11 protein-coding genes and 1 pseudogene are annotated in these 14,768 nt (G+C 33.9%); 11 read left to right on the top strand and 1 reads right to left on the bottom strand.

What is annotated here, in order from left to right; all coding sequences use genetic code 11:
* Positions 1-69: 69 nt before the first annotated feature.
* The 11 genes and pseudogenes from G6O73_RS10665 to G6O73_RS10710 all read left to right on the top strand — a co-directional run bounded on the left by G6O73_RS10665 (position 70) and on the right by G6O73_RS10710 (position 14,397).
* The gene (locus G6O73_RS10665) at positions 70-1,506 is read left to right on the top strand and encodes a CDP-glycerol glycerophosphotransferase family protein (protein WP_219935178.1); all 1,437 of its coding nucleotides are present in this window, start codon (positions 70-72) and stop codon (positions 1,504-1,506) included.
* Entirely contained in the window at positions 1,503-2,342 is an 840-nt protein-coding gene (locus tag G6O73_RS10670; RefSeq protein WP_057885016.1) for a LicD family protein, read from the top strand. Before G6O73_RS10665 ends, G6O73_RS10670 begins: the two co-directional genes overlap by 4 nt.
* Positions 2,343-2,384: 42 nt before the next feature.
* Complete coding sequence (locus tag G6O73_RS10675; protein ID WP_057885017.1) at positions 2,385-3,728, top strand: Gfo/Idh/MocA family oxidoreductase; 1,344 nt, start codon at positions 2,385-2,387, stop codon at positions 3,726-3,728.
* A gap of 16 nt (positions 3,729-3,744) precedes the next feature.
* Positions 3,745-4,809 (top strand): pyridoxal phosphate-dependent aminotransferase, encoded by a 1,065-nt coding sequence (locus G6O73_RS10680; protein ID WP_057885018.1) that lies wholly within the window; start codon positions 3,745-3,747, stop codon positions 4,807-4,809.
* 277 nt (positions 4,810-5,086) lie between these two features.
* A complete protein-coding gene (locus G6O73_RS10685) occupies positions 5,087-5,803 on the top strand; it encodes an IspD/TarI family cytidylyltransferase (protein WP_057885019.1) in 717 nt (238 codons plus the stop codon).
* Positions 5,804-5,819: 16 nt separating this feature from the next.
* Positions 5,820-6,872 (top strand): NAD-dependent epimerase/dehydratase family protein, encoded by a 1,053-nt coding sequence (locus G6O73_RS10690; RefSeq protein ID WP_057885020.1) that lies wholly within the window; start codon positions 5,820-5,822, stop codon positions 6,870-6,872.
* 402 nt (positions 6,873-7,274) lie between these two features.
* Positions 7,275-7,601 (top strand): annotated as a pseudogene (locus G6O73_RS10695) (transposase); the annotation flags it as partial.
* Between the two features lie 258 nt (positions 7,602-7,859).
* Complete coding sequence (locus tag G6O73_RS10700; protein ID WP_057885021.1) at positions 7,860-9,923, top strand: methyl-accepting chemotaxis protein; 2,064 nt, start codon at positions 7,860-7,862, stop codon at positions 9,921-9,923.
* 167 nt (positions 9,924-10,090) lie between these two features.
* Positions 10,091-12,154 (top strand): methyl-accepting chemotaxis protein, encoded by a 2,064-nt coding sequence (locus G6O73_RS10705; protein ID WP_057885022.1) that lies wholly within the window; start codon positions 10,091-10,093, stop codon positions 12,152-12,154.
* Between the two features lie 183 nt (positions 12,155-12,337).
* Positions 12,338-12,679, top strand: a complete 342-nt coding sequence (locus tag G6O73_RS12830; protein WP_235805038.1) for a hypothetical protein — start codon at positions 12,338-12,340, stop codon at positions 12,677-12,679.
* Positions 12,607-14,397, top strand: a complete 1,791-nt coding sequence (locus G6O73_RS10710) for a methyl-accepting chemotaxis protein (protein ID WP_235805039.1) — start codon at positions 12,607-12,609, stop codon at positions 14,395-14,397. The genes G6O73_RS12830 and G6O73_RS10710 overlap by 73 nt, the downstream gene beginning before the upstream one ends.
* Before the next feature lie 87 nt (positions 14,398-14,484).
* Here G6O73_RS10710 and G6O73_RS10715 read toward each other — a convergent pair whose 3' ends face one another.
* A complete protein-coding gene (locus tag G6O73_RS10715) occupies positions 14,485-14,649 on the bottom strand; it encodes a hypothetical protein (RefSeq protein ID WP_157056639.1) in 165 nt (54 codons plus the stop codon).
* Positions 14,650-14,768: the final 119 nt, after the last annotated feature.

Consider the following 14,768-nt stretch of genomic DNA (forward strand, 5'->3'; position numbering starts at 1 on the left):
GGTAGATAAGCAATGATCTTTTTAAAAAAAAAGCGTCGATTACTAGAATTGTTGAAAACGATAATTCAAATGACAGATTTATTAGAAAATGAGAATGAACAGGCTAATGTTATTGCCAATTGTCAAATAGCTATCAGTACAATCTATGATAACCTTATAGCTGAATTTTCTGAAAAAGAAACCGTTTTTGCTGACTTGCAGGCAGTATACGATCTCTTAACTTTGATTAATGAACAAGAAATTACTGTTAATGCAGAATTAACTGTAAAAATGAAGCAGCTCCTACAAATTATTTTTAGTAAACTTGATAAACTAATTCCACTTAAGCTAAATGTAGCGTTTATGCCATATAAGGTGACAATGTGGGATAGTCTAGCCTCAATATATGAAACGGCTCAGAAAGATCCTGATTGTGTAACAAAGGTGATTCCCATCCCATACTATAAATTAGCAGATAGTCAAAAAATTCCAACTTATGAAGGTGATTTGTTTCCTGAAGATGTAAAAATTACACCATTTGACCAATACAATTTAGAACAAGAAGAACCGGACATTATTTTTATTCATAATGCGTATGATCAATTTAATACAATTACACAAGTGGATGAAAGATTCTTTACCTCCAATTTAAAGAAATATACTAATATGTTGGTATATGTACCATATCATATTACTGGACTCAGAAAGCTAACCGGTAATAATCAATATTTTGCTTATACAACACCAACTATGGGAAATATAGATAAGATTATTGTTGCTGGACAATATGTTAAAGATGCAGCTATTAAATACGGTATTCCAGCTGAAAAGGTTTTGGCCTTAGGATCACCTAAGCTGGATGCGGTTTATCAAGTAACTAAAAAGGGCAAAAATATTCCTCCCAAATGGCAAAATCAATTGACAGGAAAATTTGTTTTTGCTTTAGATACAAATTGTATGTTTTTAATCAATGATTCTTTTTATGGTTTGGCTTTTATTGAGCAAGTTTTTGATGCAGCCCGAATGATTCCTAATTGTGCAGTTATCTGGCGACCTCACCCATTGACACGGATTTCAATTGCTCATTACCTTCCTCAAATGTTAGAGCGATATGATCAAATGGTTAAAGAAATTAAAGAACGTTCACCAAGATATCCAAATATTATTTTTGATGACGGGGCAGAGTATCAATCCTTTTTGAATTCTTCTGACGCGTACATTTCACAGCCAAATTCTTTAATGGCATCCTATACGATAACAAATCGACCAATCATTATAGCATCAGATAAATTAGATAAATATAATTTGATGCCAGATGAAGCTTTTTATCATTTTTATGATTTAGAGTATCCTTGGCAGCAAATTGCTAAGGATTTAGTTAATGGGAAAGATATAAAAAGAAAATACCGAAAAAATTTAGCTAATTCTATTTATAGTTATACAGATGGTACAAGTGGAAAAAGGATTTACGAGGAGATAAAAAAAGAAAATTTAAATAATTTTTTAAAAAGGAATTTTAAATTATGAAAAAGACAATCAATTTATCTTCCATTCAATTAAGAAAACTTCATCAGGTTGATTTAGAGATATTACTTGAATTTGATCGAATCTGTCGAAAATACAAAATTAAATATTCGCTTGATGGAGGGACATTATTAGGTGCTGTTAGAGAAAAAGGCTTTATTCCGTGGGACGATGATGTTGATGTTGTTGTTTCAAGAAAAGAATATAATAAGTTTTTTAAAGTATGTCAACAAGATTTGGATCGTTCACGTTTCTTTTTGCAAAATTATCGTACGGATAAAAATTATATTTTTGGTTATGCAAAATTAAGGCGTAAGGAAACTGTATTTAAAAGAGTTGGACAAGATCATTTAAAACAAAAGGGTGGGATTTTTATCGATATTTTTATCAGAGATAATGTTCCAGACTCATTTCCACTGAGACAAGTTCATTGTTTTGTATGTTATATCTTAAAGACGATTTTAAATTCGGAACTGAATAAGGTTAATGGAAGAAACTTTTTAATTCGCTATTGGAATAAACTTTTGAATTTAGTTCCTTCAAGGACAGCTTTTTGCATACTAGGCAAAATTGCTGATTTTTCTAATAGAAAAGAAACGAGATTATGGAGAACGTATACGTTTAGTATGCCGCATAGTGAATATGGTTTTCCAAAGGAAATTTGTCAAGAATTTATAGAAATAGAATTCGAGAAACATCAATTCATGGCTTACAAACGTAGTCAGGAGTATTTGACTATTCTTTATGGCCCAAACTTTATGCAACGTCCTCCTGTTGAGGAACAAGTAGGACACAATTATGTTAATGAAATAAATTTTGGACATGCCTGTGATCGATAGTCAGATCTGAAGATATATGCCATACATTGGGGAGATTTTTCGATGACTAAAGTAATAACATATGGGACCTTTGATTTGTTACATAACGGTCATTTACAATTATTAAAAAGAGCAAAAAAATTAGGCGATTTTTTAATAGTTGGAGTAACTGCTGACAGCTTTGATCAAGCACGAGGAAAAATAAATGTTCAACAAAATTTATCGGAAAGAATTGCAAATATCAAGGCTACAGGCTTGGCCGATCAGATAATTGTTGAAGAATATGAAGGACAAAAAATTGATGATATTAGAAGATTTAATATTGATATTTTTGCAGTAGGTTCTGATTGGAACGGTAAATTTGATTATCTAAAGGATTATTGTCAGGTTATTTATTTAGATAGAACGCAGGGTATATCAAGTAGTCAGTTAAGAACTAATAAAAACAAATTAAGAATAGGAATCATAGGACGTTCATATCATGTTTACAAATTCATTAGAGAATCAAGATTTATTAATGGTGTCAAAATAATAGGATTGTGTACAGATGAACGTCGCCCCTTTTCAGTAGAAATTGATAGTTCAATAATTGTTACTAACGATTTTGATGAACTATTAAAAAAGGTTGATGCTTTGTATATCACTTCTAAGATAGACAAACATTTTTCTCAGATAAAACAAGCGTTAAAAGAAAAAAAACATGTTCTATGTGAAATGCCAATTACATTAGATGCGAAAGAATATGATGTGTTATCAAATCTAGCAGAAGAACAAAACTGTATTTTAATGCCAGCTTTAAAAACTGCTTACGCAACAGCTTATTATCGCTTATTGCTATTAATCAAGAGCGGCAGAATTGGTGATGTGGTAGCTGTTGATTCAGTTTGTACAAGTTTAGCATCGCAAAATAATTTAAAAAATCATAAGAAACTGGATGTATGGGGAAGCATGGAAGCGTGGGGTGCAATTGCAATTCTTCCGATTTTTCAAATTTTGGGCACAAATTATCAAAGTAAAATAACGATTTCTAAAAAATTCGATAAAAGTGACAGCTTTGATTTATTTACAAAAACAGATTATGTTTTCAATCATGCCACAGGATCTTTTATGGTTGGAAAGGGAATAAAGTCAGAGGGGCAATTAATTATTTCAGGAACAATGGGTTATGTTATTGTACCCGCCCCATGGTGGAAAACGGACTATTTTGAGATTAGATATGAAAATTCTCAAAATAATAAACGTGTTTTTTATCAGTTAGAAGGAGAAGGAATCCGATATGAAATTTTAGCTTTTATGAAGGGAATCGAACTTGGTAACTCTAATCAATATATATCTTCAAGTGTAACACGGAAAATTTGCAATGAATTTAAAGATTATTATCAGCAAAAATATTTAATTAATATATAGTTTTTAGGAGGAAAAAATGGAATTTTATGTTAATAAAAACATTATGAAAACAAAACGCATATTTCCAAAGCAAAACAGATATAATTTTTATCGTTTTGATATGAATGAAAATCCTGAAGGTTTACCAAAAAGTTTTGTTGATAGTGTTTTAAAAGAAATAACTCCAGAATTTCTTGCAACTTATCCAGAACCAGACAATTTTGTTGCAAAATATGCTACTTATATGCATATTTCTGAAAATAATGTATTAACAACTAATGGTTCGGATATGGCAATTAGATATGTATTTGAAACCTTTGCTAAAGAAAGTAGTGAGGTGGTAACGGTATCTCCTACTTTTGGAATGTACGATGTAAACTGCAATATCTTGGGCTTAAAACACATTCCTGTTGAATATGAAAAAGATTTAACAATTAATGTTGAAAAAATATTAAATTCGATAAACAAAGGAGTTAGGATAGTTGTTTTAGTAAATCCTAATAATCCTGTTGGTAATGTGTATTCTCGAGAAAATGTTGAAAGAATAATAAAGAGAGCAAAAGAAGTTGGAGCGATTGTATTAATTGATGAGGCATATCATTATTTTTATCCAAATTCATTAATTGATGTAGCTTTAAAGTATCAGAATGTTATAGTTTTAAGAACTTTTTCTAAATTGTTTTCCTTAGCTGCTTGCCGAATGGGTATTGTAATTAGCAATCCAACCATTATTCATTATTTAAGAAATGCAAGATTAACGTTTGAAACTAATTCAATCGCGTTGTTGTTTGGAGAAAGAATTTTAGAAAACCAAGGTTTAATAAATAATCTAATTGAAAGCGAAATTACTGGCAAAAAATATCTCGTAAGTGAACTTAAAAAAGAAAACTATGTTTATCTTGAATGTGAAGGCAACTTCGTTTTGATAAAGCCAAAGTATTTTTCTCCACTAGAGATTGAAAAGGTTTTGTGCTTAAAAAAGAGAATATTGATTCATTCTTATGAAAGTGGAATTTTGAAAGATTATTTTAGAGTTTCAATTGGATCAGAAAAAATGATGAAATTATTCACAGATGCTTTTTTTGATGTTGATAAAAAATAGTTTTACCAGACCCATGTATGAATTTATGTAGGCGGGAGAATAGAAATGAATTTAAGAGAAAATCAAATTATATTGGAGCAATAACCAGTTTCTTATTTGGTGAACGCATCGGTAATGAAGATTTTCCATTACGGGGAATTCTTAATCGAATAAAATAAAAACATGAAAATAACTTTTTACAAGTAGTTGTGTTACAGGAAAGGAAAATTTATATCAATTGACTAGGGCTAATGATAATTTGTAACTTATGAGTATATAATATATAGGGTGATAATTCATGAATATTGCTTTAATAATTGCGGGTGGTTCAGGTAGAAGAATGGGGCAGGATATTCCTAAACAATTTGTTAACATTTATAATAAACCGGTCTTAATTTACACATTACAAACCTTTCAGGCTCACCCCAAAATAGATTTTATTGAATTAGTTTGTATCGCAGGCTGGCAAGATATTGTTAAGGCTTATGCTAAACAATTCAGCATAAATAAGTTGAAATTAATTGTTCAAGGTGGCAATACAGTACAAGAGTCTATTAGAAATGGTGTTTATAATTTAGAAAAATGGTGTAAAAATGATGACACAGTTATTATTCATGATGGGGTGAGACCGCTAGTGGATGAAGAAGTATTGTCCGATGTAATTGTGAAGTGTCAGCAATATGGTAATGCGGTTTCGGCATTACCTTACAATGAACAAATGTTTGTAGTTGAAGATGATTTGTCAACTCAAAAATATATTCCACGTGAAACATTAAGGCGTGTGTCAACTCCTCAGGCATATAAATATGGAAAACTTTATTGGGCGTACCATAAAGCTTTTAAGGAAAAAATTGGTATTTATGGTTCGGCTTATGTAAATACAATGATGGTTGATTTAGGAGAAAAATTATATTTCTCAGCTGGTTCTGAAAAGAATATCAAATTAACTACTAAGGAAGATTTAGATTTATTTAAAGCATATCTAAAAATTGAGGACGACCCTTGGATTAAATGAAGAGGAGAAAAGTATTATGATGCAGTATGAAATATATCAAGGTGATATACAAAAAGTTGCAGAGATTCTGTTACCATGGGAAAAATTAGCCGATAAATCGATTTTAATTACTGGAGCAACTGGGTTAATTGGCAGCTTTTTAGTTGATGTTTTGGCTTATAAAAATATTCACGAAAACCTGAACTGTCACATATATGCTTTAGGTCGAAACAAACATACTGCATTTCAGCGTTTTAATACTTATTTTCATGATGACTTTTTCTCTTTCCTTAAGCAAGATATAATCCAACCGCTAGAACTTGAAAGAAAAGTTGATTTTATCATACACCTAGCAAGTAATACACATCCTTTAGCTTATATAAATGATCCAATTGGCACAATTACAACAAATGTGATTGGAACAAATAATTTACTTCAGTTTGCTGCTCAAAGAGAAAATATAAGATTTTTATTTGCATCTTCTAATGAAGTTTATGGTGAAAATCGTGGAGATGTTGAACTTTTTGACGAAAGCTATTGTGGTTACTTAAATTCAAATACTCTAAGAGCAGGGTATCCTGAGAGCAAGCGTTGTGGCGAAGCACTTTGCCAAGCTTACTATTGCTCTAGAAATGTTGATTTTGTAATAGCTCGCTTGACCAGAACATTTGGTCCAACAATGATTAATGGGGACAGCAAAGTTATCTCTCAGTTTATTCAAAATGCAATTAAAAATCAAGCTATTATTTTGAAAAGTTCAGGTGAACAAAAATATTCTTTTACGTATGTAGCAGATGCGGTAACAGGATTGTTGACAGTGCTTATGCGTGGGAAAAAATCTGAAGCGTACAATGTAGCAGATAAGGGCTCTGATATTTCGCTCAAAGAATTGGCGAATTTAGTTGCGGAGTTGTCCAACTCAACAGTAAGTTTTGAATTGCCGAATGAAATTGAAAAAGCTGGCTTTAGCAAAGCAACTAAAGCGATGTTAGACGGTAGCAAGTTAAAACAATTAGGATGGAAAGCAAATTATTCTTTAGAAGAAGGCATAAAACATACACTGGATATTTTAAAGAAAGCAAATTTATGAAAGAACATATTATTGAGGTATCTACTCACAATGATAAACACAATCCCCATCAAACGCATGTATTACGTGTTTGATGGGGATTGTACATTTTCATTTTTTAAATTGTGCAAAAAAGTCTCAGTTCTAGTAAAGTTAAATCGCTAAAAGAAATCGCGAGATAAAACAGAATTCTATATTAAAAAATTAACAGGAAATGGAGTTCATTTTCAACAAAAACATTTTGGTATTGCATACGGTGATCTAACACTTTGCGTGGCAATAATGGCTTTGCCACACCAGAGGCGATGATATCTGTGAAAGTTCTTCGACCCAAGCACAACAAGAAGCTGCACGAGCTGGTAAATTAATTTTTTGTGTGAGTTTATCATTACCAATTAAGCCAACTTAAACGCTGAATCAGCATTTGAGCTTTATCATAAACTCGGTCCGATGAAGAACTACATCGAAGATGCTAAAGAAGGTTTCTTCTTCGACAAAAGTGCTAGTTCAACGTTTAATGCCAATGCGGCCCGGATGATGGTTAGTGTGCTAGCTTGCAATATCGTCAATTTTTCAAAGCAGATAGCACTGCCAAAATGTGAATCCAGTTTACGAGTTAGTACGTCGCTGATCTGTTTATTCAAAGTGACCATTCGCGTCGTGCACACTGGGCAGCGAGTCCGATTACGACTAAGTTTCATGATTTTTCAAAAAGCGAGAAAACTGGTGTTTTTTTGGGCCTATGAATAATTTAAATCATTCATATAGTCAGCCATTCTTAGTTGAACGGTTGACTTTTTTATTGAAAACAAAAGCAAATTAAATGAAAAATAATGGAAACTTATAATCCGCAAATCGCTCTAAATCAACAAATTTTAATGTGATATATTTTTAGAATTGTTTTGCACTATTTTTTTCAAAGAAACTTTCAATAACTTCTTAATTATTCTGAAAATAAGCCGATAAAATCAAGGAGGTTATTTAATTAAGGAGAGTGCTTGGAATAAGATGAAAAGTAAGCAAAGTTTGGGAAAATTTATCGGGAAACTATTGTTTGGAATTACGTTGCTAACAATAATTGTTTTAATGGTTTGTTCATATGCTTCAACTAAAAAGTTATTAACGACTCGCAATCAATTGAGTCAACAAAGTGCGGTTGACGCGTTAGTTACTAGCAATCATAATTTGCAAAGTTCGACTAACAGTGAATTAGAGAAGTTGGCAGGTTCATCAATCTTTAATCAGCAAAATTATAATGCAAAAACTGTTCGTCAGGCTTTGAATATGGCTAAAAAAGGCAATACTCAAATGGAACAGATTGAATTTGGTTCAACCAAAGGCGAGATGATTACCTTCACTAAGTTGCCAACAGGGTTTGATCCGCGTGTACGTCCGTGGTATGAAGGTGCCATCAAAGAGGATGGAAAGGTTTTTTGGACAGCGCCGTATCAGGATGCTGGAACTGGTAAAATGTTGACGACGGCGGCGATTGCGGTCAAAGACAAACAGGGTCAAGTGATTGGTGTCTTGGGGATTGACTTATCCTATAATAATATTCAAAAAACAATTTCGGCTTTAAATGTTGGCCGAACTGGCAGTGTCAGCTTGGTTTCAAATAATGGAACGGTTATTGCTTCTAAAGGTAAATCCAAGAACTATACTTTTAATAGTGGTAAAAATATCAAGACTAATACTGTTTTTAAGGCGATTGCGGCAGCAGACAAGAAAACCGGTATTTTAGAAGTCAATGATAAAAGTATTGGTCAAATTTATTACAACAAGCAAGGCAGTGAGTGGTCATTTGCTGTGGTAGATCATAATGATTTGAACAAAGAATTACATTCATTGATTGTGATTTCTTTGGTGATAACGCTTATTATGCTGCTGATTGTCATCTTATATGCGATTTACTCATCCAAGGTTATCAAAGAAACGGTTGCAATTTACATTAAACGTTTTGAAGCTGCTAGTCAGGGTCAATTTGATAAGATTAAACCATTTAAAGGTGGCAGTACCTTGGGGTTGCTAACCAATCCAGCAAAACTTGGCTTAAAAATGAGTGCGCCTGATGAAAATGGTCAGGAATTTAATCAAATTGCTTATCATTATAATGAAATGGTTGATGCAATTGGTAAATCGATTAACAAAGTTCAAGTGGAAAGTAAAACAGTTGCTGGAAAATCTGATTCTTTACTAGGACTTTCACAGCAAACGAATAAAGCAACTGAGGAAGTTGCTCAAGCAATTACCGGAATAGCTCAGGTTACGACTTCACAAGCTCAAGAAACCTCAGATAGCGTTGGTCAGTTGAAACATTTATCAGATGTCATCAACACTCTGCATAAAAATGTTGCCCAAATGACAGAACGCGCTCAACATTCTGGAAAAATGAATCAGGAAAATTTAGAGATTTCGGATCAGGTAGCTAATAATTGGAATCAAGAGTTGACCAAGATGCAAGAATTAGAAGAAAGTGTTGCTAATCTAAATGAACAAGTTCAAAATATCAATAAAATTATCACGGTAATTGGTGGAATTTCACGCCAGACGAACTTATTGGCATTGAATGCTTCGATTGAGGCAGCAGGTGCCGGAGAAGCGGGTAAAGGTTTTGCAGTTGTCGCAACCGAAATTCGTAAATTATCCGATCAGAGCAAAGACTCAACTAAAGAAATTGGTGAAATTCTCGAAAAAATTCGGGTTGATTCAGAAGAAATGGTTAAAAAGATGGGAGCTTCAGTTGCTGGTGGTAAGCAGCAAACGAAGCTGATCGACCAAGCAATTGGTTCTTCAAAAGATGTTTTTGGTGTCAATCAAAAATTAATTCAAGACATTCAAGAAATTGAGCAAGCTAGTGGTAAGATTGCTGAAGTTCAGGGTAAAATTGAAGAAAGTTTGGAGAACATCTCGGCTTCAACTGAAGAGAACTCAGCAGGTGCCGAAGAAGTTTCAGCCAATTCTGAAGAAGTGCAAGCAACAATGGAGGAATTTACTAATCATGTAGCTGAACTACAAAAGACTGCAGATACTTTAGCTAAAGTTGTGGCAACTTTCAAGTTTGAAAAAGAGTAAATATTTATTATAATAAAAAACCTTTATGACAATTTAAGTCTTTAAAGCATGAAAACTATCTGGATATTAATCAGATAGTTTTTTATTTTTAAAAATCCCTTTATTTTATTTGATTTTGTCCGATATTAAAATCGAAGCTGAATTATAAAAGGATGGTGTTAGGTAGTATGAAAAGTAAAAAGAGCTTAGGCAGAATAATTTGGACCTTGCTATTTGGAATTACGTTACTAACAATTATTGTTATGTTGGTTTGTTCGTATGCTTCAACCAAAAAATTGTTAACTGACCGTAACCGACTAAGTCAGCAAAGTGCGGTTAATGCGTTAGTGGCATCTAATGACAGTTTACAAAACTCGACTGAAAAGGAGCTCGAAGAACTAGCTAATTCTTCAGTGTTCAAACAAAGTAAATATGATTCTAAAGCAATCCGCCAAGGGCTGAATATGGCTCGCAAGGGTAACACACAATGGATTCATATTCATTTTGGATCTACGAAGGGAGAAATGATCACTTTCAATAAACTCCCAACTGGATATGATCCACGGACACGCCCTTGGTATACCGGGGCGTTGAATGATGATGGTCAAATTTTTTGGACAACACCATATAAGAGTACTGACACCGGTAAAATGCAGACAACTGCTGCAGTAACAGTCAAAAATTCTCAAGGACAAGTAATTGGCGTTTTAGGGATTGATTTATCATATGACAATCTGGCCAAAACGATATCATCGATGAATGTTGGCCGAACAGGCAGCGTAACTTTAGTTGCAAAAGACGGTACGGTGCTGGCATCCAGAGGTAAATCGAAAAATTACACCTTCAGTAGTGGTCAAAGCATTAAAAATAATTCAGTTTTCAAAGCTATTTCGGCAGCTAAAAGCAATTCTGGCGTTTTAACAGTTAACGACAAGCGAATTGGACAGGTTTTTTATAATAAAACGGATGATGGCGAGTGGTCATTTGCGGTTGTTGACCATAATGATTTAAATACGGAATTACATTCGTTATTGATTATTTCTTTAGTCATCACTTTAATCATGCTTGTTATTGTAACTTTATATGCGATGTACTCATCGAAGGTTATTAAAGAAACGGTAGCAGTTTATATTAAACATTTTAAAGCCGCTAGTGAGGGCAAATTCAGTAAAATCAAGCCATTTTCAGGTGGAAATACCTTTAAATTATTGGGAAATCCAAAAAAATTAGGTGAGAAATTGAGTTCTCCAGACGAAAATGGTCAAGAATTTAATCAAATTGCTTATCATTATAATCAGATGGTTACTGCCATCGGCGGATCAATTAATAAAGTGCAAGGGGAAAGCAATCATGTGGCTGAAAAGTCAAATTCTTTACTAGGGCTCTCCCAACAGACTAATAAAGCAACTGAAGAAGTAGCCCAAGCAATTACAGGTATTGCTCAAGTTACCACTTCACAGGCGCAAGAAACATCTGATAGTGTTGGACAATTAAAACACTTATCGGACGTGATTAAGACACTGCATAAGAATGTTAAGCAGATGAATGAACGTTCAGCTAACGCGGGTAAATTGAATCAGCAAAACTTGGAAATTTCCGACCAAGTAGCTGACAATTGGAATCAAGAATTAACGAAGATGCAGGAATTGGAAACTAGTGTTAGTCATTTAAATGAACAGGTACAAAACATTAATAAGATTGTTAATGTAATTAGCGGTATTTCACGTCAAACTAACTTATTAGCGTTAAATGCGTCAATTGAAGCGGCAGGCGCCGGTGAAGCTGGGAAAGGCTTTGCGGTTGTTGCAACTGAAATCCGTAAATTATCTGATCAGAGCAAAGACTCAACCAAAGAAATCGAAGAAATTCTTGGAAAAATTCAAGTTGATTCTGGTGAAATGGTTAAGAAGATGGGGGCTTCAGTAGCTGGTGGCAAGGAGCAAACGAAGTTAATTGACCAAGCAATTGGTTCATCTAAGGATGTTTTTGGTGTCAACCAAAAGTTGATTCAAGATATTCAAGAAATTGAACAAGCTAGTGGAAAGATTGCGGAGGTTCAAAGCAAGATTGAAGAAAGTCTAGAAAATATCTCGGCTTCAACCGAGGAAAATTCAGCGGGTGCTGAAGAAGTTTCGGCTAATTCGGAAGAAGTTCAAGCAACAATGGAAGAATTTACCAATCATGTATCAGAATTGCAGAAGACAGCTGATGAGCTGAAAAAAATAGTTGCAGCTTTTGAATTTGATAAATAACTTAATGAGGTCGGCCCACTGATTTTATAACAAGTGTTAAAGTAGAAAAAAGTCTACTTTAACACTTACTTTTTTTAGCAAAAGTAACTTATTTTTTATTTTTTGTTTAAATGACTTAAGTTTTTTTAAAAATTTCCGATATTATTAATCAGCGAATCAATTAAAGGGATGGTGTTGGAATTTATGAAAAATAAAAAAAGTCTAGGAAGAACAATTGGCAAAGCAGTTTTTGCAATTACACTCCTAACAATTATTGTCTTAGTGGTCTGTTCCTATGCTTCAACTAAGAGATTACTTACTCAAAGAAATCAACTCGCGCAGCAAAGTGCGGCTGAGTCTTTGATGAACAGTAATAATAGTTTTAGGAGTTCCACTCAAAAAGAATTAAGTCGATTGACAAGCGAGAGCGCTTTCAATGGAAAAAATTCAATGATAGCCAAATCAAGCAGCTTTTGCGTGATGCTCAAAATGCTAATGCTCAAATCAAGTATAGTGGTTTTGCAGCTACTGATGGACATTATCTGACTTTATCAGCAATGCCAAGCGGGTATGATCCACGAACTCGTCCGTGGTATAAAACAGCCGTTGCCAACCAAGGGAAAGTTATGTGGACAGAACCGTATAAGGATGCAGAAAGCGGTCAAATTGTAACGACAGCCTCTCTAGCATTTAAAAATGATAAGGGTCAGTTGGGCGTATTAGAATTGGATTTGTCATATGATAACATTAGTAAGACTGCTGCAGATATGAAAGTTGGCCGGACTGGTAGTGTAACTTTAATCCATAAAGGTGGTACAGTAGTTACTTCAGATGGCAAATCAAAGAACTTTACATTTAAGCAGGGCAAGAACATTAAAGAAACAGCGATTTATCAAAAAATAGCACAGGCCAAAGATAATAAAGGCTTGCTAAAAGTCGCCGATGCTGGCACGGTTTATTATGACAAAGACAACGCAAACAGTGATAATTGGTCATTTGCGGTGGTTGATCATAACGACTTGAATAGTGAACTGCATTCATTGATTGTGATATCATTGGTGGTTACCATTATTATGTTATTAGTAGTTGTTCTATATGCGAGTTACACCTCTAAAGTTCTTAAGTCAACAATTGCAATTTATATCAAGCATTTTGAGGATGCTAGTCAGGGTAAATTTCTCAAGATTAAGCCATTTAAAGCTGGTAAGATTTTTGGCTTATTAGCTAATACAGAAAAATTAGGGCTGGAATTCAGTTCACCGGATAAAAACGGCCAAGAATTCAATCGAATTTCTTATCATTATAATGAGATGGTCGATGTACTGGGTAAGTCAGTTAATGAAGTTCAGAATGGAAGCGACAATGTTGCGGGAAAGTCAAATTCCTTATTAGGCCTCTCGCAACAAACCAGTAAAGCAACTGAAGAAGTTGCCCAAGCCATTACCGGGATCGCTCAAGTCACTACTTCACAAGCCCAGGAAACATCTGACAGTGTTGGTCAATTAAAACATCTTTCTGAGGTAATCAAGTCACTGCATAAGGATGTTAAGCAGATGAATGACCGGTCAGCTAATGCAGGCAAGTTAAATCAGCAGAATCTGGAAATCTCTGATCAAGTTGCTGATAATTGGAATCAGGAATTAGCTAAAATGCAGGAACTGGAAGGTAGTGTCAGTGAGTTAAATGAACAAGTCCAAAATATTAATAAGATTGTTAATGTAATTGGTGGAATTTCACGTCAGACGAATCTATTGGCTTTGAATGCTTCAATTGAAGCCGCAGGTGCTGGGGAGGCAGGTAAAGGGTTTGCGGTCGTGGCCACTGAAATTCGTAAATTATCCGATCAAAGTAAAGATTCAACTAAAGAAATTGGAGAAATTCTTGGAAAGATTCGCGTTGATTCAGAAGAAATGGTTAAAAAAATGGGAGCTTCAGTTGCTGGTGGTAAGCAGCAAACCAAGCTAATTGATCAAGCAATCGGGTCATCTAAGAATGTTTTTGAAGTCAATCAGAAATTAATTGATGATATTCAAGATGTTGAACAGGCCAGTGGGAAAATTGCTGAAGTTCAAAGTAAAATTGAAGAAAGTTTGGAAAATATCTCGGCTTCAACAGAAGAAAACTCAGCTGGAGCGGAAGAAGTTTCGGCTAATTCGGAAGAAGTCCAAGCAACAATGGAAGAGTTTACTAATCATGTTGCTGAATTGCAAAAGACAGCTGATAAACTTAAAAAAGTTGCAGCAGCTTTTGAGTTCGACAAATGATAACCAGTTTTAATTAAATAAAAAAGCGTCCGATCGTTATTAATCATATTGATTAACAATGGTCGGACACTTTTTTAGAAAAATAGTTTAAGTCAAAAAAGCAAATTTCGGACGTGGAATGATGATGAAAGCTGCCATGATGGCAACAAAATCAAAGTAGCTATCCAAAACAAACGGTGCAATTACGTAGTGAATAATAATTACAAAAGCGATAATCAACAAGGCTATAAATACTCTAATTTTTTTACTCATCATCCAAGCCCCCTTTTCCAATTAAATGATAGCGCTTTCTTTAAGCGAGAACAAGTAATTAACTCGATTTCAGGTTTTTAACATTAATTGGATTCTTTTATTTGTTATTTGCAAGTCAA

Source organism: Liquorilactobacillus nagelii DSM 13675 (assembly GCF_019444005.1).
GTDB lineage: Bacteria > Bacillota > Bacilli > Lactobacillales > Lactobacillaceae > Liquorilactobacillus > Liquorilactobacillus nagelii.